General features: G+C 61.4%; 20 protein-coding genes and 1 pseudogene. 13 read left to right on the top strand and 8 right to left on the bottom strand.

Annotated features, from left to right (window positions below):
- Positions 1-92: 92 nt before the first annotated feature.
- The 3 genes from hisC to GOX01_RS06655 are packed head-to-tail and all read right to left on the bottom strand — an operon-like array spanning position 93 to position 2713.
- Positions 93-1160, bottom strand: a complete 1068-nt coding sequence (gene hisC, locus GOX01_RS06645; protein ID WP_062269368.1) for a histidinol-phosphate transaminase — start codon at positions 1158-1160, stop codon at positions 93-95.
- Positions 1157-1657 carry an ankyrin repeat domain-containing protein gene (locus GOX01_RS06650; protein ID WP_172492894.1) on the bottom strand — a complete coding sequence of 167 codons (501 nt, stop codon included), beginning with the start codon at positions 1655-1657 and terminating at the stop codon, positions 1157-1159. The genes hisC and GOX01_RS06650 overlap by 4 nt, the downstream gene beginning before the upstream one ends.
- A gap of 51 nt (positions 1658-1708) precedes the next feature.
- Positions 1709-2713, bottom strand: a complete 1005-nt coding sequence (locus tag GOX01_RS06655) for an MBL fold metallo-hydrolase (RefSeq protein ID WP_011253224.1) — start codon at positions 2711-2713, stop codon at positions 1709-1711.
- A 137-nt stretch (positions 2714-2850) separates the two neighbouring features.
- On the opposite strand from GOX01_RS06655, the gene tkt reads away from it, so the two are divergent.
- The 11 genes from tkt to GOX01_RS06710 all read left to right on the top strand — a co-directional run bounded on the left by tkt (position 2851) and on the right by GOX01_RS06710 (position 15353).
- Positions 2851-4908 carry a transketolase gene (gene tkt / locus GOX01_RS06660; protein ID WP_011253225.1) on the top strand — a complete coding sequence of 686 codons (2058 nt, stop codon included), beginning with the start codon at positions 2851-2853 and terminating at the stop codon, positions 4906-4908.
- Positions 4909-4920: 12 nt separating this feature from the next.
- Positions 4921-7794 (top strand): bifunctional transaldolase/phosoglucose isomerase, encoded by a 2874-nt coding sequence (locus GOX01_RS06665; protein WP_062269366.1) that lies wholly within the window; start codon positions 4921-4923, stop codon positions 7792-7794.
- A 3-nt stretch (positions 7795-7797) separates the two neighbouring features.
- Positions 7798-8796, top strand: a complete 999-nt coding sequence (gene gnd / locus GOX01_RS06670; RefSeq protein ID WP_011253227.1) for a phosphogluconate dehydrogenase (NAD(+)-dependent, decarboxylating) — start codon at positions 7798-7800, stop codon at positions 8794-8796.
- Between the two features lie 13 nt (positions 8797-8809).
- Complete coding sequence (locus GOX01_RS06675; RefSeq protein ID WP_098049523.1) at positions 8810-9763, top strand: Cof-type HAD-IIB family hydrolase; 954 nt, start codon at positions 8810-8812, stop codon at positions 9761-9763.
- Positions 9760-10500: a 6-phosphogluconolactonase gene (pgl, locus tag GOX01_RS06680; RefSeq protein WP_011253229.1), complete on the top strand. Its 741-nt coding sequence runs from the start codon at positions 9760-9762 to the stop codon at positions 10498-10500. Before GOX01_RS06675 ends, pgl begins: the two co-directional genes overlap by 4 nt.
- Positions 10497-11192: a ribose-5-phosphate isomerase RpiA gene (rpiA, locus tag GOX01_RS06685; RefSeq protein ID WP_011253230.1), complete on the top strand. Its 696-nt coding sequence runs from the start codon at positions 10497-10499 to the stop codon at positions 11190-11192. Before pgl ends, rpiA begins: the two co-directional genes overlap by 4 nt.
- A 2-nt stretch (positions 11193-11194) precedes the next feature.
- On the top strand, positions 11195-11731 hold the full coding sequence (locus GOX01_RS06690; RefSeq protein ID WP_011253231.1) for a gluconokinase: 537 nt from the start codon (positions 11195-11197) through the stop codon (positions 11729-11731).
- Between the two features lie 3 nt (positions 11732-11734).
- Entirely contained in the window at positions 11735-12262 is a 528-nt protein-coding gene (locus GOX01_RS06695) for a YaiI/YqxD family protein (RefSeq protein WP_011253232.1), read from the top strand.
- A gap of 51 nt (positions 12263-12313) precedes the next feature.
- Entirely contained in the window at positions 12314-13186 is an 873-nt protein-coding gene (locus tag GOX01_RS06700) for a LysR family transcriptional regulator (protein WP_011253233.1), read from the top strand.
- 139 nt (positions 13187-13325) lie between these two features.
- Positions 13326-14768 (top strand): aldehyde dehydrogenase, encoded by a 1443-nt coding sequence (gene aldA / locus GOX01_RS06705; RefSeq protein WP_062269373.1) that lies wholly within the window; start codon positions 13326-13328, stop codon positions 14766-14768.
- Between the two features lie 57 nt (positions 14769-14825).
- The gene (locus GOX01_RS06710; RefSeq protein WP_011253235.1) at positions 14826-15353 is read left to right on the top strand and encodes a type 1 glutamine amidotransferase domain-containing protein; all 528 of its coding nucleotides are present in this window, start codon (positions 14826-14828) and stop codon (positions 15351-15353) included.
- 69 nt (positions 15354-15422) lie between these two features.
- Here GOX01_RS06710 and GOX01_RS06715 read toward each other — a convergent pair whose 3' ends face one another.
- From GOX01_RS06715 to GOX01_RS06730, 4 genes are all read right to left on the bottom strand, one after another.
- Positions 15423-16529 carry a glycerophosphodiester phosphodiesterase gene (locus GOX01_RS06715; RefSeq protein ID WP_011253236.1) on the bottom strand — a complete coding sequence of 369 codons (1107 nt, stop codon included), beginning with the start codon at positions 16527-16529 and terminating at the stop codon, positions 15423-15425.
- An 11-nt stretch (positions 16530-16540) separates the two neighbouring features.
- Positions 16541-18922 (bottom strand): TonB-dependent receptor, encoded by a 2382-nt coding sequence (locus GOX01_RS06720; RefSeq protein WP_062269364.1) that lies wholly within the window; start codon positions 18920-18922, stop codon positions 16541-16543.
- 108 nt (positions 18923-19030) lie between these two features.
- On the bottom strand, positions 19031-20470 hold the full coding sequence (locus GOX01_RS06725; RefSeq protein ID WP_011253238.1) for an ATP-binding protein: 1440 nt from the start codon (positions 20468-20470) through the stop codon (positions 19031-19033).
- Between the two features lie 4 nt (positions 20471-20474).
- On the bottom strand, positions 20475-21698 hold the full coding sequence (locus GOX01_RS06730; protein ID WP_024716951.1) for a TIGR03862 family flavoprotein: 1224 nt from the start codon (positions 21696-21698) through the stop codon (positions 20475-20477).
- Between the two features lie 74 nt (positions 21699-21772).
- Here GOX01_RS06730 and panC point away from each other — a divergent pair, with 74 nt between their 5' ends.
- Positions 21773-22600, top strand: coding sequence for a pantoate--beta-alanine ligase (panC, locus tag GOX01_RS06735; protein WP_011253240.1), 828 nt, complete (start codon positions 21773-21775; stop codon positions 22598-22600).
- Between the two features lie 58 nt (positions 22601-22658).
- Positions 22659-24356, top strand: coding sequence for an adenine deaminase (ade, locus tag GOX01_RS06740; protein WP_011253241.1), 1698 nt, complete (start codon positions 22659-22661; stop codon positions 24354-24356).
- Between the two features lie 53 nt (positions 24357-24409).
- Here the strand turns inward: ade and GOX01_RS12865 are convergent.
- Positions 24410-24681: pseudogene (locus GOX01_RS12865) on the bottom strand (Hint domain-containing protein); the annotation flags it as partial.

A 24681-nucleotide genomic window follows, 5' to 3' on the forward strand; every position in this document is an offset into this window, starting at 1 on the left:
CGGAGATGGCGGGATGGAACACGCAAAAGCGTGCCCGGCTGGCCCTGTCTGGCTCATGATTATGGGGGACGGAGTATTACCGTCCGGTTAATTCAGGATCGGGGAGAAAGGATGTCCCGCAAAGCGTCTGTCAGGCGTATGCAGGCTTCGTACGTTCCGATCGAGATGCGCAGCCAGTCCTGGATGCGCGGGGTTGAGAGATTCCGGACAAGGATCGCCCGCTCGCGCAGGGCGGCGGCGATGGCTCCGGCTTTGTGCGCCGGGTGGTGCACGAGAACGAAGTTGGCACAGGATGGCAGGACTTGGAAGCCAAGATTTTGCAGTTCCGGGACCAGCCTGTCACGGCTGGCGATAACGCGCGCCGTGATTTCCGCAAGCCAGTCGGTATCCTGAATCGCGGCGATGGCCCCCGCCTGTGCCGGGCGGGAGAGGGGATAGGAATTGAAGCTGTCCTTGACCCGGATGAGACCTTCGATCAGCTCCGGGGAGCCGATCGCAAATCCCACACGCAGTCCTGCCAGGGCATAGGACTTGGACAGCGTCTGGACCACCAGAAGATTGTCATACCGGTGTGTCAGTTCAATGGCGGACTGCGCCCCGAAATCGACATAGGCCTCGTCGATGATGACGGTCCGGTCCGGATGACGCTTCAGGAGCGTCTCGATCTGCTCCAGCGGCAGGGCAATACCGGTGTTCGCATTGGGGTTGGCAATGATGATACCGCCGCAGTCGCCGGTATAGGCGTCGATGTCGATCGCAAAATCGTCATTGAGCGGGATATGGCGGAACGGCTGTTCGAACAGGCCGCAATAGACCGGATAGAAGCCGTAGGTCACATCCGAGAACAGGACCGGCGCATCATCGTGGAACAGGGCGCGGAAGGCATGGGCCAGCACTTCGTCCGAGCCGTTGCCGACGAAGACACGATCCGACGTTGTGCCGAAGCGGGCTGCAATCGTGTCGCGAAGAACTGCCGCCGTCGGGTCCGGATACAGACGCAGGTCGTCGGATGCGGCGTCTCGGATGGCTGCCAGCACTTTCGGGCTTGGACCGTGGGGGGACTCGTTCGTGTTGAGTTTCAGCAGGTCCGCGACTTTGGGCTGCTCGCCCGGGACATACGGGTGCAGGTCACGGACGCGGCGGTTCCAGAAACGGCTCATGCGGGCGTTCCGGTGAACAGGCCGGTCATGAGCTGGCGCTCGGCGAGGTCGCGGGCAGAAACGCCGTCCGCGTCCTTCAGGTCCGGGTTGGCGCCGGCGGCGAGGAGCTTCCTGGCCATGTCCTCACGGTTGAACATGATGGAGAACATCAGCGGCGTGCGACCGGCATGATTGGCGTGATCCACCTGCGCACCGTGATCAAGCAGAAGTGTTGCAATGTCGGTCAGGCCCTTGAAGGCCACGCCGGAGAGCGCCGTGGCGCCCTTGAGATCGGTGGCTTCCGTATCGGCACCACGGTCAAGCAGGAGGCGCGTGGCATCCGCGTGGCCGTTATAGGTGGCGACGATCAGCGCGGTGTAGCCGCGGCTGTCGGGCGTATCGATGGCCATGCCGGCGTCCAGAAACTGGGTCAGGAGGTCGGTATCGCCTTCACGGGCCGCGTCGATGAACAGGGCGGTGATCTGGTCTGACGTGAAAGTGACGTTCTGGGCGTTCATGACGGTTTCCACATGGCGGTGTCCCCTCGCGGGGTGTTGTCGGAGGGGAGGTTAGCTTTTTGTGTCAGCGGGCGGAAGGGTGAGGCTCTCACCGTTCTCCAGTGCTGCGAAGGGGCGGCTTCCGGGGCGGCTGGCGAATTCCAGACGGGTGGGGGGTTCCAGAATGGCCTCGTCGGTCAACTGGAAGGTCCCAAAATGGATAGGCAGTCCCTGTTTTGCCCTGAGTGTATCAAAGGCCATGAGAGCTTCTTCGGGCGACATGTGAACGCGCCGCATCAAATCGCGCGGGTCGTAGGCGCCGATGGGCAGGATGGCGAGGTCGATATGCGGCCAGCGGCGGTGAATCGCGTCGAAATGCTTCCCCCAGGCCGTGTCGCCCGCGAAAAACACCGTGTGGCCATCCGCTTCGATCGTAAAGCCGCCCCAGAGCGCACGGTTGGAATCGAACGGCGTGCGGGCGCTGCCATGCAGGGCCGGGGTGGCCGTGATGCGAGCGCCGTCATCGGTGGTGCTTTCCCACCAGTCCAGCTCGGTAATGCGCGGGAGGTCGGCCTTTTCCAGATGGCGGCGGTTGCCAGGCAGCGAGATGCACAACGGGTCGTCCCGTTCGGCGAGGGCACGCAGGCTCCGCAGGTCCAGATGATCGTAATGGCAGTGCGAGACAAGGATGATGTCGATGCGGGGCAGGGCTTCGAGGGTGATGCCGGGCGGACGGACGCGACGAGGACCGAAACTGCGGAAGGGGGAGCAGCGTTCGGAGAACACCGGATCAGTGATGATCCGCAGAGGCGCGCGTCCTGTGCGGCCAAACTGGAGCAGAACGGTCGCATGACCGATAAATGTAACGCAGCATTCCCCCGGAGCGGGTGTAACCTGCGGGTAGGCTTTCTGGGGCGGAAGGGCATCCGGCCAGCGGGGACGCAGCCCCATCTGCCAGCGGAAAATATTCCCGATCCGCTGGGACGTCGTGCGGGCCGTGCGTGTTTCGTCCGGGCGCCAGGCCTCTGGATTTCGGTAATGACGCCCGTCGAAATGTGGCAGGTTGTCATCAAGCACAAGAGCGTGTTTCACAATATGGTTTACCAATCAGCCATTGCGTCCGGCGCGACTTCGCGTCATGCCGTGGCAGCAGAATGTGCGGGGGATATCGTTGCGTTTCTTCCCGTCAGTCACAAGCCGGAGACCCCATTCCGATGAGTACGCTTCCCCAACTCGCCATCAATACGATCCGTACCCTTTCGATGGAAGGTGTCGAACGCGCCAATTCCGGCCATCCCGGCACGGCCATGGCCCTTGCTCCCGCAATGTACGCGGTGTGGCAGCATGACCTGAAATACGATCCGGCCGATCCGTGCTGGCCGGCGCGTGACCGTTTTGTCCTTTCGGTCGGCCATGCTTCGATGCTGCTGTACTCCACCCTGTTCCTGACGGGCGTGAAGGATATCCGGGACGGCAAGGTCGTTGACGCACCGTCGCTCACTGTCGAGGATCTCTCGCAGTTCCGTCAGTTGAACTCCAAGACGCCGGGCCATCCGGAATACCGCTTTACCGCTGGTGTCGAGACCACGACCGGTCCGCTCGGCCAGGGCTGCGGCAATTCCGTCGGCATGGCGATCGCGCAGAAGTGGATGTCCGCGCGCTATGACCGTCCGGGCTTCAAGCTGTTCGACTACCACGTGACGGTGTTCTGTGGTGATGGCGACATGATGGAAGGCGTGGCCTCCGAAGCTGCCTCCACGGCCGGGCATCTTGCGCTGGGGAACCTGACCTGGATCTATGATTCCAATCAGATTTCCATCGAGGGTTCGACGGATCTGGCCTTCACGGAAAACGTGGGCAAGCGCTTCGAGGCCTATGGCTGGCATGTCCAGACGCTGACAGACGGCAACGATGTCGACGCCATTCTGGCAGCACTGAAGGCTGCACGCGCGGTGACGGACCGTCCGAGCCTGATCGTTCTCAAGACGGTCATCGGCTATGGTGCGCCCAAGAAGGCCGGTACGGCGTCGGCACATGGCGAGCCGCTGGGTGCGGACGAGATCAAGGGTGCGAAGCAGGCTTATGGCTGGCCGGAAGATGCTCCGGATTTCTACGTGCCGGACGGCGTGAAGGAGCACTTCGCCGAAGGCCTCGGCAAGCGTGGTGCGGAAGCCCATGCGGAATGGCGCGAGCTGTTCTCGGCCTATCGTGAGGCGCATCCGGAACTGGCAGCTGAAATCGATTGCATCATCGAGCATCGTCTGCCGGAAGGCTGGGACAAGGACATCCCGACGTTCGACGCCGATGCGAAGGGCATTGCTTCGCGTGCAAGCTCCGGTCAGGTGCTGAACGCGGTTGCGAAGAACCTGCCCTGGATGATCGGTGGTTCTGCTGACCTGACGCCGTCCACCAAGACGGACATCAAGGGCGGTGGCTCCTTCCAGCCGGAAAAATGGAACGGCAGCTATGGCGGCCGGAATATCCATTTCGGTGTGCGCGAACATGCGATGGGTTCGATCTGCAACGGCATCGCGCTGTCGGGGATCCGCGCTTACGGTTCGGGCTTCCTGATCTTCTCCGATTACATGAAGGCCCCGATCCGTCTGTCGGCCATCATGGAACTGCCGGTTCTGTACATCTTCACGCATGACTCCATCGGTGTGGGTGAAGACGGACCGACGCATCAGCCGATCGAGCAGCTTGCCCAGCTGCGTGCCACGCCGGGCATCATGACGATCCGTCCGTCCGACGCCAATGAAGTGGCTGAAGCCTGGCGCACGCTGATCCCGATGACGCACAAGCCGGCCGTGCTGGCCCTGAGCCGTCAGAACCTGCCGACGATCGACCGCACGAAATATGCCTCCGCCGCCGGTCTGGCGAAGGGGGGCTATGTGCTGGCGAGCTGTGAGGGCAAGCCGGACGTCATCCTGATTGCTTCGGGTTCGGAAGTCAGCCTCGTGGTTGCGGCTTACGAGAAGCTGACGGAAGAGGGCATCAAGGCCCGCGTGATCTCCATGCCGAGCTTCGACCTGTTCGAAGAGCAGAGCCAGGAATACCGCGATTCCGTGCTGCCGCCTGACGTGATCGGTCGCGTGGCGGTCGAGCAGGCTGCGGCCTTCGGCTGGGATCGTTATGTCGGTCTGGGTGGCGCGATCATCGCCATGAACACGTTCGGTGCGTCGGCTCCGGCCTCGGCACTGCTTACGAAATTCGGTTTCACGCCTGAGGCGGTCTATGACGCGGCGAAGCGTCAGGCCCTGCGCGGCAAGTAAGGGAGAGATCCTGTGGCAGACACAATCTCCAACACCGGTCTGAACGAAGTCGGCAGCGTGCTGCGCGACCTTGAAAAATACGGTCAGTCTCCCTGGCTGGACTTCATCCAGCGCAGCTTCACCGAGGATGGCAGCCTCAGCAAGCTGGTGGAAGAAGACGGCCTGCGGGGTGTGACCTCCAACCCGGCCATCTTCGAGAAGGCCATCGGGCACGGCACGGAATACGATCCGCAGATCCACAAGCTGCTCGAAGGCGAGGGCCTGTCTCCCGGCGAGCTCTACGAGCATCTCGCCATCGACGATATCCGCTCGGCCTGTGCGGTGCTGGATCCGGTGTTCGAAAAGACCAAGGGGCTGGACGGCTATGTCAGCCTCGAGGTCTCGCCCTATCTGGCCTTCGATGCGCACGGCACCATCACGGAAGCGCGCCGCCTGTGGAAGGCGGTCGGGCGCCCGAACCTGATGATCAAGATTCCGGGTACGGTTGAAGGCACGGGTGCGATCCGCGAAGCCATTGCGGACGGCATCAATGTCAACGTGACGCTGCTGTTCTCGCTGGACGCGTACAAAGCCGTTCTGGAAGCCTATATTTCCGGTCTTGAGGCCCGTGTGGCCCGTGGCGAGGAAATCTCGCGCATCTCCAGCGTGGCGTCGTTCTTCGTCAGCCGCATCGATGCCAAGATCGACGCGGAAATCGACCGCCGCGTTGCAGCGGGTGATCCGGAAGCCGAAGCGCTGAAGGCCATCCGGGGCAAGGTCGCGATCGCCAATGCCAAGATGGCGTATCAGTACTATCTGGAAGTCCGCAACAGCCCGCGCTGGAAGGCGCTGGCCGAGAAGGGTGCAAACCCGCAGCGTCTGCTGTGGGCCAGCACTGGCACCAAGGACAAGGCCTATTCCGATGTCCTGTATGTCGAAGAACTGATCGGTCCCGAGACGGTTAACACCATCCCGCCCGCAACGTTCGACGCCTATCGCGATCACGGCAAGTCCCGTGCGAGCCTGACGGAGAATGTCGATCAGGCGCGTCATGTGATGGCCGAGGCCGAGCGCCTTGGACTGGGTCTGGACGGGATTACGGCCAAGCTGGTCAAAGATGGTTGTGCGGCATTCAGCGTCTCGTTCGACACGCTGCTGACGGCGGTTGCCACCAAGCGCGAGGCCGTGCTGGGCGATCGTCTCCTGCGGGTCAGCGCCGACCTTCCGCCCGATCTGCGTGATGACGTTGCAGCGGCCGAAAAGGACTGGAGCCATAGCGGTGGGCTGCGCCGCATCTGGAAGAAGGACCCGTCCGTCTGGACGAATGGTCCGGAAGCCGGGTGGCTGAACTGGCTGACGGTCGTGCAGGATCGTCTGTGGCATATAGAGGAGCTGGAAGTTCTGGCTCGCGATGTCCGCAGTCGCGGCTTCAAGGACATCCTGCTTCTGGGCATGGGCGGTTCGAGCCTTGGTCCCGAGGTGCTCGCCGAGACGTTCGGAAAGCGCGAAGGCTGGCCGAAGCTGCATGTGCTCGACAGCACGGACCCGCAGCAGGTTACGGCGTTCGAAAAGGCCATCGATCCGAAGAACACGCTGTTCATCGTGGCCAGCAAGTCCGGCGGCACGCTGGAGCCGAACATCCTGTTCGCGCATTTCTGGCAGGTTGCAGGGCAGGCTCTGGGCAAGAAGCCGGGTGACAGCTTCATCGCCATCACCGATCCGGGCTCGCACATGCAGAAGGTGGCCGAGGAAAACGGCTTCTGGCGCATTTTCTACGGCGATCCGAAAATTGGTGGCCGCTATTCGGTTCTGTCCAACTTCGGTCTGGTCCCGGCAGCTGCGAGCGGCATTGATGTCCGCAAGCTGCTGACGGTCACGCGCCTGATGGTGGAATCCTGTGACGGAAGCGCGCCGCCTTCCGCCAATCCGGGTGCGGTTCTGGGCCTGATCCTGGGACATGCCGCGCACTGCTTTAATCGTGACAAGGTCACGATCCTGGCGTCCGAAGGCATTGCCTCGCTTGGGGCCTGGCTGGAGCAGTTGATCGCCGAGAGCACGGGTAAGAAAGGTCTGGGCCTCATCCCCATCGATGAGGAAGAGCTTGGAACGCCGGATGTCTACGGAACGGACCGTGTCTTCGTGGATCTGCTGCTGGGCGACGATGTTCCCGACAGCCGTCTTGGGGCCCTGCGTGCTGCTGGTGCACCGGTGGTCACCATCCGTCTGGCGGACAAGGCCCAGATCGGACAGGCGTTCTTCCTGTTCGAGTTCGCCACCGCCGTGGCGGGTGCGGTTCTGGGGATCGATCCGTTCGATCAGCCGGATGTGGAGTTCAGCAAGCTTGAGACGCGCAAACTGACTTCGGCCTATGCCGAGACGGGATCGCTGCCGCCGGAAACGCCCTTCGCAAAGGATGGTCCGCTGTCCTTCTATGCGGATGCGAAGAACACGGAAGCCTCTGGAAACAAAGGCGATGCGGTCTCCATCCTCAAGGCGCTCTTTGATCGCGTAAAGCCGGGTGACTATGTCGGGCTGCTCGCCTATATCAGGCGCGACCAGCAGACACGGGACTGGGCACAGTCCGTTCGCATGGAGCTTCGGGATGCTCTGAAGGTGGCAACAGCTGCCGAATTCGGACCCCGGTTCCTGCATTCGACGGGCCAGGCCTACAAGGGCGGACCCGACAGTGGCGTGTTCCTGCAGGTTACGGCGACGGATGCGGCGGATGTGCCGGTTCCGGGCCATGGCTTCAGCTTCAGTGTCGTGAAAGCGGCACAGGCGCGAGGCGATTTCGAGGTGCTCGCGGCCCGTGGTCGTCGTGCCCTCCGCGTTCATATCGATGGACCGCTGGAGGACGGGCTGAAGGCTCTGGAAACGGCGATCCACAAAGCACTGGCAGGAGCATAAGTCATGCGGATCGGAATCATCGGACTGGGACGGATGGGCGGCAACATTGCCGTTCGTCTGACCCGGCATGGGCATGATGTCGTCGTGCATGACCGCACGTCGGAAGTGACCACCTCTGTCGTCGGGCGGTGTGAAGCAGGGCGTGCAACGCCTGCCGACACGCTGGCGGACATGGCAAAGCTTCTTGAAGGCGATGAGCACCGCGTGGTGTGGGTCATGCTGCCGGCCGGCGCCATCACCGAGGACTGCGTTCAGCAGCTCGGGGGTCTTCTGGGGCGCGGCGACATCATCATTGATGGTGGCAATACCTACTACAAGGACGATGTCCGCCGTTCGGCCGAACTGGCTGAAAAGGGCATTTCCTATGTCGATGTCGGGACTTCAGGCGGTGTCTGGGGTCTGGAACGCGGTTACTGCATGATGTTCGGCGGCACGAAAGAGACCGCCGAATACATCGACCCGATCCTCAGCGCGCTGGCGCCGGGCATCGGGGATGTACCGCGCACACCGGGTCGTGACGAGGCGGGTCATGATCCGCGCGCCGAACAGGGCTATCTGCACTGTGGTCCCGCCGGTTCGGGCCACTTCGTGAAGATGGTCCATAACGGCATCGAATACGGCATGATGCAGGCCTTCGCAGAAGGCTTCGACATCATGAAGAGCAAGAACTCCCCGATCCTTGCGGAAAAGGACCGGTTCGAGCTCAACATGGGTGACATCGCGGAAGTCTGGCGTCGCGGCAGTGTCGTGTCGTCCTGGCTGCTCGATCTGACGGCCGAGGCCCTGACGCGTTCGGAGACGCTTAACGAGTTCTCCGGCGAAGTCGCGGATTCCGGTGAAGGTCGCTGGACGATCGAAGCCGCTATTGAAGAAGACGTGCCGGCTCCGGTCATGACGGCGGCGCTGTTCACCCGCTTCCGCTCACGGTCGGGTAATAATTTTGCCGAGAAAATTCTCTCGGCACAGCGTTTCGGTTTCGGCGGACACGTCGAAAAGAAATAAGCCTGCGTCCCGCATGGGCAAGGACTGGCTGGCAGGGTATGGTTTTGCCATCAATGACCAGCCAGCCCCCGCAAAGACTCTGACGGGGGTTTTTACAGGGGCTCTTATGTCCGTTGACCTCGATGCCATCCATGCGGCTTTGCCGCCGCTGCCACAGACCATCCGGATGGTCGTGTCCGATATGGATGGAACCCTCCTGACGCCAGACAAGACTATCGCGCCTTCGACGCTGGCCATGGTCAGGGTGCTGCAGGAGCGGGGAATTCCCCTCTGTCTGGCCAGTGCGCGACCGCCTGCCGCCATGGTCCCCTATATCGAGCAGCTTGGTTTGACCGGGCAGAATGCCGGCTTCAATGGCGGCATTATCTTCAAACCCGACGGGACCACGTCCGTCAGCCGTGTTCTGTCACCGGATGTGCTGTCGATCGTTCATGACATGTTGCACCTGCACGGGATCGAGACCTGGTTCCTGCGGCAGTCCTACTGGATGGTGCAGGATGCCTATACGCCCTTCGTGCAGCACGAGCAGGGCATCACCGGCCTGACGCCGCATCAGGTTCCCGATCTTCGCAAGGAGTTTGAGGGTATCGGCAAGGTCATGGGCGTGAGCAGCGATACCAGCCTGCTTCAGGACGTTGAGACCGAGCTCGGCGCCATGCTGCAGGGCGATGCGAGTGTACGCCGTTCTTCCGATATTCTTCTCGACGTGACGCCGGCCCTGGCCAACAAGGGTGAGGCTGTTCGTGAACTGGCGCTTGCCCTGGGTATTGCGCCGCATGAGGTCGCCTGTCTTGGCGATGCCCATAACGATCTGCCGATGTTTTCGGTCGCGGGTCTGGGCATTGCGATGGGGCAGGCTGAAGACGATGTGAAAGCCGCCGCGCAGGTTCTCACAGACACCAACGAGCGCGATGGCTGGGCCAAGGCCGTCGAGCGCTACATCCTGCCGAGAGTTCCCAATCCATGACCACCGACATCCGTGCCGCCACGCTGGAAACCCTTCCTGACTCTGAAGCCGTCGCCCTGCGGATGGCCGATCTTCTCGTCGAAGGGATCCTGGCCAAGACGGATGGCCCGTTCCGGGTCGCCCTGTCCGGCGGTTCTACGCCCAAGCGCCTGTTCGAGATCCTGGCCACGCCGTCCCGCGCAAAGCAGATCCCGTGGGAGCGTGTCGAGATTTTCTACGGCGACGAGCGTCATGTGCCGGAAGGTCATGCCGACAGCAACCATACGGTCGGTCAGTCCGTCCTGCTGTCACGCGTTCCGGTGCCGGCGCAGAACGTCCATGCCATTCCAACCGGTGGCACGGCGGAAGAGGATGCGAAGGCCTACGAAAAGACCCTTCAGGCCGCTTATGGCGCAATGACGCTCGATCCGCAGCGCCCGCTGTTTGATCTGGTCATGCTGGGGCTCGGGACCGATGGTCACACGGCCTCGCTGTTTCCGGGGCAGCCGGTTCTGAAGGAGCGGACGGCCTGGGTCGGGACGGCTGCACCGTCCACAGCACCTTACGAGCGCATCACGCTCACTTATCCCGCCATCCAGTCGAGTGCGCTGGTCGTGTTTCTCGTGACGGGCGCCTCCAAGGTCGAGATGCTGGAGCGCCTGGTTGAAGGCGACAGTTCCATCCCGTCCGCACGGGTGACGAGCGAAGGACGGATCATCATTCTGGCAGACCGCGCTGCGGTGGGAGAATACCCATGAGCGGTACGGATATGAACGTTCACAAGCGTACGGCCGCACGTGAAGCCGCGGATATGGTCAAAAGCGGTATGGTCGTGGGGCTCGGGACCGGCAGCACGGCGGCGTACATGATCGAGCGTCTGGGCGAGCGCGTTGCGGAAGGCCTGGAGATCTTTGGCATTCCGACCTCGGATGACAGCGAGGACAAGGCGCTCAAGGCCGGTATTCCGCTGACCGATTTCAGCGCGCATCGCCGCATCGATATTGCCATTGATGGCGCGGACGAGGTCCAGCGTGGTTCGCTCAATCTTATCAAGGGGCTGGGCGGGGCGTTGCTGCGTGAAAAGATTGTGGCGCAGGCAGCCAAGCGTTTCGTGGTGATCGTGGACGGCACCAAGCCCGTGGACCTGCTGGGCGAACGGGCGCCGGTGCCGGTGGAAGTCATTTCTTTCGGCTGGGAATGTACGGCGGAACGTCTGGCGGCCTGTGGCGCACGCGGCGTGAAGCCGAGGACGGACCGGGCCGGATCGCTGTTCGTAACCGATACCGGCAACATGATTCTGGACTGCCATTTTGGACCGATCGAAAAGCCCGAGGAACTGGCTGAGAAAATCGACCGGATCGTGGGTGTCGTGGAGCACGGCATGTTTCTCAACATGGCGTCCGAAGTCCTCGTGGCGACGCCGGACGGTGTGGAGCACTGGGAGCCATGAAGATGACGGAACACGAAACGCAGATGGGTCTGAAGCCGCGTTTCCTCGTGGTTATGGGCGTGTCCGGAACGGGCAAGACAACGGTTGCAACCGGACTGGCCACGCGTCTGGGCTGGCATTTTCAGGAAGGCGATGCACTGCACCCGCCGGCCAATGTCGAGAAGATGAGCACCGGTCAGCCGCTGACCGATGCGGATCGCGCCCCCTGGCTTGCGCTCTGTCATGACTGGCTGCGCGAGCAGGTGAAGGCCGGACATGGCGCCGTCCTGACGTGTTCCGCGCTCAAGCGTTCCTATCGCGAGCAGCTTCGCGGTGACGATCTGCCGATCGAGTTCGTGCATATCGACACATCGACCGGGGAACTTGCGGACCGGTTGCAGCGCCGGGAAGGGCATTTCATGCCGGCGAGCCTGCTGCCCAGCCAGCTTGCGACCCTTGAAGTGCCTGGCGACGACGAGCCGGTGATCCGGGTTTCAGGTGAGAAGCATCCCGATGTGGTGCTGGAGGAGCTGATCCGTCATTTTCAGGCGGAGGACTGATCCATGGCCGAGACCACCCGGCTTCTGGTGGATGCCGATGCGTGCCCGGTCAAGGATGAGATCTACCGGGTCGGGGCACGCTACGGCCTTAAGACGGTCATTGTTGCCAATAGCTGGATGAACATTCCGCAGTCTCCGCTTATCGAGCGTGTCGTGGTACCGGAAGGGCCGGACGTGGCGGATGACTGGATTGCGGAACAGGCAACGCCTGCGGATATCGTCATCACCAATGACGTTCCGCTCGCTGTGCGCTGTCTGGCGAAGCAGACTTCCGTCCTGCGTCCCAATGGCGAGGAAATCGACGAACGCTCCGTCGGCATGGTCTCGGCCATGCGCGATCTGATGCAGGGTCTGCGCGAGACGGGGGCGGTTACGACCTATAATCCGTCTTTCGGCAAAGCCGACCGGAGCCGGTTTTTATCCGCACTGGATACACTCATCGTGCGACTCCGCAGGAAAGCTGCCCTGGCCAGAACGGTCCCCAGTTCTTCCCAAACAATCCACAGGCCCGTCCCCGGAGATGTTCCCTGATTCTGGGGATATGTTTTTCCGGCGGATGACTTTCCCCCCTGAGGACCTCCCATGAATCCGCTCCGTCTTGCCCAGATTGAAATGTTCTGTGCCGTCGTGGAGGAGGGGACGGTCATCGCGGCCTCCCGCCGTCTTAACTGCGTGGCATCCAATGTGACGGCACGGCTCAAGGAACTGGAACTTCTGGTTGGTCAGGAGCTGTTCCTGCGCGAAAAGGGCCGTCTGATCCTTACGCCGGAAGGGCGGCTTTTTTATCGGCAGGCGCTGCCGGTTGTGTCCGGGGCACAGTCCCTGACGGATCTGTTCGCCGAGGGCAGTCCCCGCGGGATCCTGAATATTGGCGCGCTGGATGTGGCGCTTGAGGGCTATCTGCCGAAGATCGTGCCGGATTTCCTGACGGCCTGTCCCGGAGTGGAACTCAAGATGTTCCTGCGCCCGACCTACACGCTGGAGCGGATGCTGACGGATGGCGAGATCGATCTGGCGCTGACCGATGGCCCGATCGTCCATCCCCTGATAGAAAGCCGCTTTGCTTTCCGCGAAAAACTGGCGCTTGCCATGCCGGAAGATCAGAAGGGCGCACGGGACGGGCAGCATGTTTTCCTGTTCAACACCGACTGCTTTTACCGGCGCTATTTCGAAACCTGGCTTGAGCGGCATGGCGTCTCGAATGCGATCATCCACACGGTCGAATCCTATGATGTCATCCTTGCCTGCGTTCAGGCAGGACTGGGTATTTCCTGTGTCCCACACAGTATCCTCTCGCAGGTGAGAAGACGGCGCCGTGAGGGGATCGTGTTTACGTATCCGGAAGATCTGAAAGGCAGCGAGGTCTATTTTATCTGGCGTGAGCCGGGACTGAATGATCTGGGGCGGAGATTTCTGGACCATGCGCCAACACATCCGGACACTCACAAAAAGTGAGTCCTGAGCTTACGAATCATCACTTTTTATTATGAGAGAATGCCTGCACCTTACGGTCATCGAATGAACTGCTGGTTGGCTGATGCGTCTGTTTCATCACGGAGCGCATGGTCGCCACACAGAAAATGCAGGAACCTTCATGACTGAGAAAAATAATCTCTTCATCAATGGAAGCTGGGTCGCACCGAAGGGTGGAGAGTGGATCAAGGTTGAAAACCCGGCCACCAAAGCCGTTGTCGCTGAAGTCGCCAAGGGCGGTCAGGCCGATGTGGATGCGGCTGTCTCTGCTGCGAAATCGGCCTTCATTGGCTGGAGCCGCCGTACGGCAACCGAGCGTGCCGATTACATTCATACACTCAAGGATCTGGTGAAGCGCGACAAGGAAAAGCTGGCCGCCATCATCACGTCCGAAATGGGCAAGCCGCTGAAGGAAGCCCGGATCGAGGTGGATTTTGCGATTGGTCTGCTGCGCTTCTCGGCTGAAAACGTGCTGCGCCTTCAGGGTGAAATCATTCCGGGTAGCTCCCCGGAGGAGAAGATCCTGATCGACCGCGTGCCGCTGGGCGTTATCGGCGCCATCACGGCCTGGAATTTCCCGCTGGCGCTCTGTGCCCGCAAGATCGGTCCGGCTGTGGCCGCAGGCAACACGATTGTCGTCAAGCCACATGAGTTGACGCCGCTGGCCTGCCTGCATCTGGCGAAGCTGGTCGAGGAGGCCAAGATTCCGCACGGCGTCATCAATGTCGTGACGGGTGATGGCAAGGATGTCGGTGTGCCACTGGTGGCGCATAAGGACATCAAGCTCATCACGATGACGGGCTCGACCCCAGCCGGCAAGAAGATCATGGCCGCTGCGTCCGAGACGCTGAAGGAAGTCCGGCTTGAACTGGGCGGCAAGGCACCGTTCATGGTTATGGAAGATGCCGATATCGACCGTGCGGCTGATGCTGCAGTCACGGCGCGCTTCAACAATGCCGGTCAGGTCTGCACCTGCAACGAGCGCACCTATATCCACGAGGCCGTCTACGACAGGTTCGTCCAGAAGGTCCGTGAGAAGATCGAGGCTCTGAAGGTCGGTCTGCCAACTGATCCGTCCACGGATATGGGCCCGAAGGTGAGCGAGGACGAGCTCAACAAGGTGCATGAAATGGTCGAGCATGCCGTCCGTCAGGGCGCACGTCTCGCCATTGGTGGCAAGCGTCTGACGGGTGGCGTGTATGACAAGGGCTATTTCTATGCCCCGACACTGCTGACGGATGTCACGCAGGACATGGACATCGTTCATAACGAGGTGTTCGGTCCGGTCATGTCGCTGATCCGCGTGAAGGATTTCGATCAGGCGATCGCCTGGGCCAATGACTGCCGCTACGGTCTGTCAGCCTATCTCTTCACCAACGATCTGAGCCGGATCCTGCGCATGACCCGCGATCTGGAATTTGGTGAGGTCTATGTGAACCGTCCGGGTGGTGAGGCGCCGCAGGGCTTCCACCACGGCTACAAGGAAAGTGGCCTCGGCGGCGAAGACGGGCAGCATGGCATGGAAGCCTATGTCCAGACCAAGACCATCTATCTCAACGCATAATTCTCTGACGGGCGGCGGCATCCTTCGTCGCCCGTATTCTCTGAAAGGACCGGAGCCATGGTAAAAGTCGCTGCACTGGCCACTGACGGCCTCGAAGAAATCGAACTGACGGGTCCGCAGGAAGCGCTGGAAAAAGCCGGTGCGACCGTCACGGTCATTTCCCTCAAGGCAGGGGAATTTCAGGCCGTGAACAAGGATATCTATCCGTCCAACAAGATCCGGGCCGATCTGGCGATTGCCGATGCAAAGGTCGAGGATTATGACGCGCTGCTGCTTCCGGGCGGTCTGGCCTCTCCGGATGCGCTGCGAATGAACAAGGATGTCGTGGCGTTCGCCCGCGCTTTCGTGAAAGCGAACAAGCCGATCGCCGCCATCTGCCACGGTGCGCAGACGCTGATTGAAGTGAACGAGCTGAAAGGGCGGACTGTCACGTCCTGGCCGGCTATCCGGACGGATCTGGAAAATGCCGGGGCGAGCTGGGTGGATAATGAGGTCGTGGTTGACGGCCCTTATGTCTTCTCACGCTGCCCGGATGATATTCCGGCTTTCAACAAGGCGATCATCAAGCATTTCAAGCTCGCCTGATATTCCCGTCAGGTCAAAAAAAGGAGGCTCTCCCTGTCGGGGGAGGCCTCCTTTTTTTGACCACGGCTTTCAGATCGTGCCCTTCACGGCAATGCGTCCCAGTGCGGGATCATCCGTGAAGAAGCCGTCGATCCCCATGTCCAGATAGCGGCGGACTTCCGCGATCATGCCTTTGGGATTGCGAGCGGCGTCTCCGGCATCGCTGCGCAGCTGAGCCGGAAGGAAGTGGTTTTCTGGTCGTGCCGTATAGGAATGAACCAGCAGTCCGGCCTTATGGGCGTCCGTTACGAGCGTGGAGGGTTCAAGCCAGGCACCCTTGCTGTCACGCGGGATCAGGTCCGTGTTGGAGGGACCAATCACGTCGGCATAGCGGCGGATTTCCTTGAGGCCTTCCGGCGTCATGAGATCTCCGAACGTCGTGGTCTTGCCGGCTGCCAGAAGATCCGGCGGAACATCCTTGCGCTCGCCCATAAGCAGCATCAGACGCGCCTGCGGATTGATGGACAGGACGTCCGCCCGGATGCGACCCAGATTGCCGGTCTCGAAAGACTGGAGTTCCAGCGGAGCCTGCCGGGTGTAGTCGTGGGCGGCGATGGTCCGCAGGAACGCGGCTTCGGGGTTCAGGCCGAGGCTGTTGAAATGCGTGGAATGCTTGATTTCCGGCACCAGTCCAAAGACCTTACCCGTCGCGGCCGACTGGGCGGCGACCTGCTCGATGACTTCCTCGAAGGTCGGGATTTCGAAATGGTCGTCATAGCGGGTGTTGTGGACCCGGATCGTGGAGAGGCGTTCGCGGGCGCGGAGGGTCTTGAGTTCGGCTAGTGTAAAATCGGTGGTGAACCAGCCGGTTTCGTTCTTTCCGTCGATCTTCAGCGTGCGATGACGGGAGGCGAATTCCGGATGGTCCGCCACGTCCGTCGTGCCGGCGATGTTGCTCTCATGGCGGACGACCAGATGGCCGTCCTTTGTCATGACAAGATCAGGCTCAATGAAGTCCGCACCATCCATCATGGCGCGGGCATAGGAGGCCAGCGTATGCTCCGGACGCAGGGCCGAGGCCCCGCGATGGGCGAACACGAGGGGCTTCGGCGCCAGTGACGGCGCCGCCTTTGCCCGGAGGTGGAGAGCGGGAACTCCGGCAGCCAGCAGGCCCAGTGCGCGGCGGCGTGACAGCATGACGGAACTCCTTACAGGGCGGCGCTGATGCTCAGGAAGAACATGCGCGGCGCGATGGGATAGGCCGAGAACTGACCCGAAGTCTGGGTCGCGTTGATCGTGGACCATCCCTTGGTGTTTGTCAGGTTGGTAATGTTGCCCTGCACCTTCAGCGACGCCAGATGCGGGATGTCGTGGAAGGTATAGCCCGCGTTCAGGTTGAACTGCGCATAGGGTGCGGCCCACATGTCATTGGTGTAGGTCGCATAGCGCTTGCCAATGACGTCACCGGTGAACTGGCCGTAAGCGTTGCCCCAGTTGGTGGTGAAGACGAACTTCTCCGACCAGTCCGGCATGCCGACGACGTTCTTGCCAGCCGTATGGATGACGCTCGAGCCCGTGCTGTAGTTATCGTTGTAAACGGACTTGTTGTAGGACAGCGCGTTATACAGCGAGAAATGCGGGCCGAAATGGGTGGTGAAGGAGAAATCCATGCCATCCGTCGTGACCGAACCCACGTTTGCCAGCGTGGTGGCCGAACCGATGATGGACGACAGCGTCTGCGTCGTCGCAACAGCCAGAAGACGGTTCGAGAAGTGGACGTGATAGTACTCGACCTGACCTTCGATCGCTGTCAGCGGGCCGAGATGGATCTGGCGATGCTCACGTAGGCCGGTCTCATACGTCCATGAGGTTTCGGGCTTGCCGTTCTTCTTGAACTCTTCGAAGGCGGCCTGACTGGTGGCGCCCCAGGGGGTTGCGTTGCCGTAACCTGCGTCCTGATAGGAGCGCATGTTTTCCTGGATGTTGGCGAACCACTGTTCGTGCTTCGTGATATCCCAGACCGCGCCGAAAGCGGGCAGAAACGGCTTGGCGGCATCGATCTCGCCACCCGGTGCCGTCACGGCATAGGACGGGGAGAGGGAGCCCGGTTTTGCTGCGACCGGCAGGGTGCCGTTCGTATAGACCAGCTCGGACTTGAAGCCCGCCATCAGAGAGAAGTTTTTCGAGATCTGCCAGTTGTCCTGCAGATGCGTGACGAATGTGTTGGTGTAGAAATTGTTGGTGTACTGGGCGATCAGGGCGTTCTGCTGGCGCTCGTACGGTGTGGTCGGGTTGTTGGCGTCCAGCGGATACCAGCGACGGGCCTGCGTGTTGTTGTTGCGCTCATACCAGCCACCCAGCTCGATGGAGTGCTTGCCGAGATGATAGCGCAGCGTGGACATCAGGCCGCCGCGGTTGTCCCAGTACTCGGTGGTCCGTGTGGCATAGCCCGATCCACCGAAGACGGTGTTCAGATCCTGACCGGGATAATAGGCAGCGAACAGCGTCGGCAGACCGGCAGCGGAGATCGGACCGGCCACGACACCTTCACCCAGATCATGGTGATAATAGATGCTGTTGTCCCAGTGCAGGTTCTCGCTGAAATCATGCGTCCACTTGGAATAGGCGAGGAAATCCTCGCGCTGGGCCGCTGAGTAGTAATTGCGATAGTTCAGGCCGACCGCATTGGCGTTGGCCTTGGCATAGTTGAAATTCGGATAGGTGAACGGACGGACATAAAGACCATAACCGCTCGGCAGCGTGATGCTGTCCTCGTTCGGCTCAACCTTCTGGGACCAGTCGAAGAAGGTCGAGAAATGGTCATGCTCGCTGTTGTGCACGAACTTTGCATTGACCTGATAGCCGCCCTGATGACCGGCGAAGTCCCAAGCGCGGGCATCCTGACGGGAGAAGGAGACATAGGCCGAGTTGCCGTTGCCGAACTCATCCGTATCGATCCGGGCGAAGGTGCGGAACGTGGACCAGCTTCCGAAAACCTGTTCAATCTGCGCGCCGCGCTTCTTCAGCGGGTCCTGCGTCGTGAACTGGAGCGTACCCCCAAGGTTGGACGTCGACGCCGTGCCAAGCGCACCCGCACCCGAGGAGACCGATGCCGAGCCGATGTTCTCGCTGATGGCCGCGCGCTGCGGGGAGAGGCCGTTATAGTTGCCATAGGCCTGATCGCCGAGGGGGATTCCGTCGAGCGTATAGCCGAGCTGGTTCTGGTTGAAGCCGTGGACATAGAGCGAGGAGTTCTGCTCGTTATTGCCCCACGGATCAGCGTTGTTGAACACGACGCCCGGCAGCATTTCCAGCGCCTTGATCGGGTTCACGCCCGGCAGGATCCGCTGGATCTGGACGTGGCTCAGACCCTGTTCGGAGCGGGTCCGGCGTGCGGTGATGACAAGCTGTTCCGTACCGCCGGCCACGGCTTCAGCCTTGGCCTTGTGTTTGGGGTCATGTCTGGCGGTTGTGGTTTTTTTCGTTCCTGTCGTTGCTGCCTCGACAGGGTGGGGAAGGGCTGCAGCCAGCGCAAATGGCGAGCAGAAAACGGTCAGAAGCAGGCGGGAACGCAGCAGGTTGCGCGGCATTGAAAGTCTTTCCGGATGGAGAAGAGATCGAACGCGGCGGAACCTAATCTTTCCTTAAAGAACTGCGTGTGAAGCTCCTGTGAACGTGGTGTGACAGAATGATGACAGTCAGGCCGTCTGCCAGCCCAGCCCGACAATGGCGACGCGGCGACCGAGCGGCGTCTCCTGAAGAACGATGACTTCGCGCTCTTCCAGATAGTTCAGCTGCCGGCGGGCGCGGCCCAGAGAATGCGTCCCATACGCGCGGGCCAGAGCCTCGTCACCCGGGCAGGTTTCACCGTCGAGTGCGGTGCGGGCGAGGAGCAGGAAGACGCCCTGCACGTCTTCGGGCAGGGTCGCGGCAATGGCCTGGGCCTGTTTCCAGTCTCCGCTTTCGGAACGCTCGCGGTCCAGCCCGGCGCGGATGGTGGCCAGCATCCTGTGGAACGGTCCCAGCTCCAGTACATTCCGCGACAGGCCCTGAATCCGTGCCCGGAGCTGGAAGTCCTGATACAGGGTGGCCAGCGGCTTGTAGTCCGAGCCTTCCCCGGCCACGACTTCGGCCACCAGTGACCAGAGCTGGTCGGGATCGGCTTCGACGACGACGGCTGCCGGAGCGGGTTCTTCGGCCTCGCGTTCGGCGCCATAAGCATCGAGCTGTGCCAGCAGGTCCGGCGGGGGCGGGCGGGACTCCCGGCGGGCACGGGGCGTAAACTCGTGGACCGGCTCAAGGATGATGTCCCGCAGGTCTTCGGCCGAGACCGGTTCGAGCGGCACGAGAACCGGGCCGGTAGCGTGGCTTGCTGTTGTGACGGGACCGATGGTCACAAGCTTCGGACGACGGCTCAGGGCTGGTCCGAGCGCCATGAACTGACCGCGCGCCAGATCCCGGAAGGATTCCGCAGCCCGGCGCTCCATCCCCAGAAGATCGGCGGCACGCGCCATGTCGATATCGAGGAAGGTCCGCCCCATCAGGAAGTTGGATGCCTCGGCCGCGACGTTCTTCGCCAGCTTGGCAAGACGCTGCGTTGCGATGACACCAGCCAGACCGCGCTTCCGGCCACGGCACATGAGGTTCGTCATGGCCCCCAGCGACAAACGCCGAGCTTCATCGGACGTGTCACCGCCCGCGACAGGCGCAAAGAGCTGGGCTTCATCGACCACGACGAGAACGGGATACCAGTGCGCGCGCGGGGCCTCGAACATGCCGTTGAGGAACGCACCCGCTGCCCGAAGCTGCATTTCGGCTTCGACCTGCTCAAGGTTCAGCACCACGGAGGCACGATGGGCGCGCACGCGTTCGCCGGCGGCGCGAAGACTGGCTTCGGACTGGTCTTCGACGTCGATCACCAGATGGCCGTAATGGTCGGCCAGGGTGACGAAATCACCTTCCGGATCGATCATGACCTGCTGGACGAGGGTCGCGGTCTGCTCCAGCAGGCGCCGCAGAAGATGCGATTTTCCCGAGCCGGAATTGCCCTGGACCAGCAGGCGCGTGGCCAGGAGTTCCGGCAGATCAATGCAGGTGTCGGAGCCGTCGCGGCCCTGTCCGAGAACGATGGATGTCATGGCGTCAGGCGATAGCGGAATTGGACGATTCTAGCCACCCAAGGACGCCATTTGCCGCAGCATGGGCCGTGGAAAAACACCCCTGAAGCAGATAGCCGCCTGTCGGCGCCTCCCAGTCCAGCATTTCCCCCGCCACGAAAACACCGGGGCGGGATTTCAGCATGAACCGCTCGTCCACGGCATCCTGACGCACGCCGCCCGCTGTGGAGATGGCGCGATCAAGAGCGTCCATACCGATCAGCGGCAGGGGGAGGGCCTTGATTGTCTGGGCAAGCTGGAGCGGGGTGGCGTCTTTTGGGGTGGCGTGCTTCAGAAGGTCGCGGGAGGGGGCATCCAGCGACAGGGCCTTGCGCAGCCGGTTGCTCTGGCTCTCCCGCTCCCGCTGGGCCAGCAGGCGTTTGAGCACGTCATCGGTTGAAAGCGTCGGGCGCAGGTCGAGCGTAAGGATTGCGCGTCCTTCGGCTGTGATCCTGTCCCGTAGATCCGCCGAGAGCGCATAAAGCGCCGAGCCTTCCAGCCCGCGCGATGTGATGGTCAGGTCGCCACGGGTCTGGCGCGTACCGAAGGTCAGGCCAACGGAATGAAGCACGCTGCCTTCGTGCCGGGTCGCGAAATCGGCGGGCCAGTCGGGTAGGAAACCACAATTCGCGGGGGCGAAAGGCGCCGTTTCTCCCCTCATGAAATCCGCCCAGCGCCCGTCCGAACCCAACCGGGACCAGCTTGCGCCCCCCATTGTCAGAATGGTCGCATCGGCTCTGACGGATGTCTGTCCGTCTGCCGTCTCAAACAACAGTGTCGCACCATCCCAGCCCATAAAGCGATACCGGGTGTGGATCTGGACGCCTTGTTCTGTCAGCCGCTGGAGCCAGGCACGCAGTAGGGGAGAGGCTTTCATGGCCGTGGGGAAGACGCGCCCTGAGGAGCCGGAAAAACAGACCTGTCCCAGTCCCTCGGCCCACTCCATCAGGGCCGATGGCGGAAACGTGCGGATGGCGGGTTCGAGCCAGTTTCGTGCTTTGCCGTAGCGGCTCAGAAAACGATCCAGCGGCTCCGAATGCGTCAGGTTCAGGCCGCTGCGCCCTGCCATGAGCAGCTTGCGCCCCACGCTCGGCATCCGGTCAAAAACCTGCACCCTGCATCCCCTCGCGGACAGGATTTCTGCCGCGAACAGTCCGGCGGGACCGGCTCCGATAATAGCGACGGATGGGGGAGGAGACGCAGCATTCATAAGCGCCTGATTGCCATGTGAAGCAGGGTTTGTCAGGCTCCGCTCCCGCAGTTCTGGCGGGAAAGGAACATGACATGCAGGTTTTTGAGACAATCGGGGCATTTCGTGCAGCGCTGACGGCTTATCCGACCTTGGGTTTCGTTCCGACCATGGGATTTCTGCATGAAGGCCATCTCGGGCTGGTTCGACGTGCGAAGGCAGAAAATGGCGCGGTGGCCGTCAGTATTTTCGTCAATCCTACGCAGTTCGGCCCGAATGAGGACTATGCCTCCTATCCGCGCGATCCCGACCGCGATCTGGCGCTTCTGAAAGAGGCCGGGGCCGATCTGGTGTTTCTGCCGACGCCCGATGTGCTTTATCCGCCCGGTGCAGTCACACGGATTGAAGTCGGCGGCGTTGCGAATGAACTCGAAGGCCAGTCCCGCCCCGGACATTTCTCCGGTGTGGCGACGGTGGTGACCAAACTGTTCAACATCGTTCAGCCGCAGCGCGCCTATTTCGGGCAGAAGGATGCCCAGCAATGCGCGGTTGTGCGGCGCTTTGTGGCGGATCTGGATATTCCGGTTGAAATCGTAGTCTGCGATATCGCGCGTGAAGCGGATGGGCTTGCGCGTTCCAGCCGTAATGTGCGCCTGACAGCCGAAAACCGTCAGAAAGCTCCGGCTCTGTTTCAGGCTTTGCAGGAAACCGCAGGACTGTTCCGCAATGGGGAGCGGGATGTGGACATTCTGGAAAATGCCATGCGCGCGGTCCTGACCGAAGCCGGACTTCTGGATATCGATTACGCGACGGTTGTGAACGCAGACACGTTCCGCCGCGAACAGCCCTGTTCCGATAACGCGCTGGCGCTTCTGGCTGTGCAGGCCGGGGAGGTCCGGCTGATCGACAACATGCCGCTTTGAGTTGCTCACCCTTCGTGCGGTATAAGCATGCACTGCTGACGTACGGAGGATTTCAGGCATGCAGAAAACCATCATGCGTCGCGTGGCCCAGGGTCAGGGCCACGAACCTGTCGATCTGGTCATTAAGAACGTCCGACTGTTCGATCTGGTCACGGGTGATCTCATCCCGACCGATATCGCCATCTGCGGCGATCGGATTGTCGGGACTTACGGTGAATACGAAGGCGTGCAGGCGATCGATGGCGCGGGCCGGATCGCCGTGCCGGGCTTCATCGACACCCATCTGCACGTTGAATCCTCGCTCGTCACGCCGTTCGAGTTCGATCGCTGCGTTCTGCCGCATGGTGTGACGACGGCCATCTGCGATCCGCATGAAATGGCCAATGTTCTGGGGCGTGCGGCGTTCGATTATTTTCTGGCCGCTGCCGAGCGGACCATCATGGATCTGCGCGTTAATCTCTCAAGCTGCGTGCCGGCAACGTCCATGGAGACATCGGGCGCGGTGCTGAACGTGGATGATCTGGTGGCCTATCGGCACCATCCGAAAGTGATCGGTCTGGCCGAGTTCATGAACATTCCGGGCGTTCTGAATGGTGATCCGGGTTGCGTGGACAAGCTGGCCGCTTTTGCGGATGGTCATATCGACGGTCATGCCCCGCTCATGTGTGGCAAGGCTCTGAACGGCTATCTGGCGGCCGGTATTTCAACCGACCACGAAGCCACGGCTGCTGACGAAGCACTTGAGAAAGTCCGCAAGGGCATGACGGTCCTGATCCGGGAAGGATCGGTCTGCAAGGATCTTGAAGCGCTGGTGCCGCTGCTGAACGTCGCGACTTCGCCGTTCTTTGCGTTCTGCACCGACGACCGCAATCCGCTCGAAATCGCCCATGAGGGGCATCTGGATTTCCTGATCCGTCGGGCCATCGAACTGGGTGTGGAGCCGCTGGCTGCCTATCGTGCCGCATCCCTGTCCGCTGCCACAGCTTTTGGCCTGAGGGATCGTGGACAGATCGCGCCGGGCAAGCGCGCGGATATCGTCCTGCTCGACGATCTGGAGCGCTGTCAGGTTTCAGACGTCATTTCCGCCGGGCGTCTCGTGAATGATGCGCTGTTTAACAGCCGCGAGATCGTATCGCCGGTTGGGTTGGAAAGCGTGAAACTCCCCCGCCCTGTAACGGCGCAGGATATGGCTGTTGAAGGCAGCGGCAGAGACCGTCCTGTCATGGGGGTCATTCCTGGCCAGATCATCACGGAATTCCTGCGGCTGGATTTGCCTGAAGACCATGGCCATGTTCTGCCGGATCCGGAACAGGATGTCGCCAAGGTCTGCGTTGTGGCGCGGCATGGGCATAACGACAATATCGGGCGCGGTTTCGTGCGGGGTTTCGGTCTGAAGGAAGGCGCGCTGGCGTCGTCCGTCGGGCATGACAGCCATAATATCTGCGTTGTTGGAACCAGCGACGCCGACATGGCCTGTGCGGTGAACCATCTGGAGAAAACCGGTGGCGGTTTTGTGGCGGTCCGGAATGGCCAGGTTCTGGCAGATCTGTGCCTTCCGGTCGCAGGCCTGATGAGCGATGCGCCTTACGAACAGGTCCGGGATGATCTCATCATCCTGCGCAAGGCGGCGAAGACGATGGGCGTGGTTCTGGAAGAGCCCTTTCTGCAATTGGCCTTCCTGCCGCTACCCGTGATTCCTCATCTCAAGATCACGGATTTCGGGATGATTGATGTCAGAACGATGAGCTTCGTCTGAAAAATGGCTGCCCTGAGGGCAGTCATTCACGAAGACAATCTGCTTGAGACGTCTCAGGCGCTCAGGGCCTGGGCGGCTGTCTCGTTTGTGTCGAGCAGATAGGGCCCCGCATTGACGATCTGAATACAGAGAACGCCGTTTCCGGTTGGTTCGCGATAACCCAGCGGCAGGGTCGCAGAACCGTTGGTCCTGCCCAGGTCTGGGTGTTCCCGCTGATGCCAACCGGGCAGGTCCGTGTTCAGATGGGTGTCAATGACGCGGCTTTCTCTGGAATCCCAGAGTTTCACGTTCCCGATCAGGACGCCAAGTGAGCGCCGGTCATCAC

It is taken from the genome of Gluconobacter oxydans, assembly GCF_006539685.1.
Taxonomy (GTDB): Bacteria; Pseudomonadota; Alphaproteobacteria; order Acetobacterales; family Acetobacteraceae; genus Gluconobacter; species Gluconobacter oxydans.

Excerpts from the sequence above, each read along its gene's own strand:
- hisC (WP_062269368.1), bottom strand. The coding sequence starts at position 1,160 with ATGAGCCGTTTCTGGAACCGCCGCGTCCGTGACCTGCACCCGTATGTC.
- GOX01_RS06650 (WP_172492894.1), bottom strand. The coding sequence starts at position 1,657 with ATGAACGCCCAGAACGTCACTTTCACGTCAGACCAGATCACCGCCCTG.
- tkt (WP_011253225.1), top strand. The coding sequence starts at position 2,851 with ATGAGTACGCTTCCCCAACTCGCCATCAATACGATCCGTACCCTTTCG.
- gnd (WP_011253227.1), top strand. The coding sequence starts at position 7,798 with ATGCGGATCGGAATCATCGGACTGGGACGGATGGGCGGCAACATTGCC.
- GOX01_RS06675 (WP_098049523.1), top strand. The coding sequence starts at position 8,810 with ATGGGCAAGGACTGGCTGGCAGGGTATGGTTTTGCCATCAATGACCAG.
- pgl (WP_011253229.1), top strand. The coding sequence starts at position 9,760 with ATGACCACCGACATCCGTGCCGCCACGCTGGAAACCCTTCCTGACTCT.
- rpiA (WP_011253230.1), top strand. The coding sequence starts at position 10,497 with ATGAGCGGTACGGATATGAACGTTCACAAGCGTACGGCCGCACGTGAA.
- GOX01_RS06690 (WP_011253231.1), top strand. The coding sequence starts at position 11,195 with ATGACGGAACACGAAACGCAGATGGGTCTGAAGCCGCGTTTCCTCGTG.
- GOX01_RS06695 (WP_011253232.1), top strand. The coding sequence starts at position 11,735 with ATGGCCGAGACCACCCGGCTTCTGGTGGATGCCGATGCGTGCCCGGTC.
- GOX01_RS06700 (WP_011253233.1), top strand. The coding sequence starts at position 12,314 with ATGAATCCGCTCCGTCTTGCCCAGATTGAAATGTTCTGTGCCGTCGTG.
- aldA (WP_062269373.1), top strand. The coding sequence starts at position 13,326 with ATGACTGAGAAAAATAATCTCTTCATCAATGGAAGCTGGGTCGCACCG.
- GOX01_RS06710 (WP_011253235.1), top strand. The coding sequence starts at position 14,826 with ATGGTAAAAGTCGCTGCACTGGCCACTGACGGCCTCGAAGAAATCGAA.
- GOX01_RS06715 (WP_011253236.1), bottom strand. The coding sequence starts at position 16,529 with ATGCTGTCACGCCGCCGCGCACTGGGCCTGCTGGCTGCCGGAGTTCCC.
- GOX01_RS06720 (WP_062269364.1), bottom strand. The coding sequence starts at position 18,922 with ATGCCGCGCAACCTGCTGCGTTCCCGCCTGCTTCTGACCGTTTTCTGC.
- GOX01_RS06725 (WP_011253238.1), bottom strand. The coding sequence starts at position 20,470 with ATGACATCCATCGTTCTCGGACAGGGCCGCGACGGCTCCGACACCTGC.
- GOX01_RS06730 (WP_024716951.1), bottom strand. The coding sequence starts at position 21,698 with ATGAATGCTGCGTCTCCTCCCCCATCCGTCGCTATTATCGGAGCCGGT.
- panC (WP_011253240.1), top strand. The coding sequence starts at position 21,773 with ATGCAGGTTTTTGAGACAATCGGGGCATTTCGTGCAGCGCTGACGGCT.
- ade (WP_011253241.1), top strand. The coding sequence starts at position 22,659 with ATGCAGAAAACCATCATGCGTCGCGTGGCCCAGGGTCAGGGCCACGAA.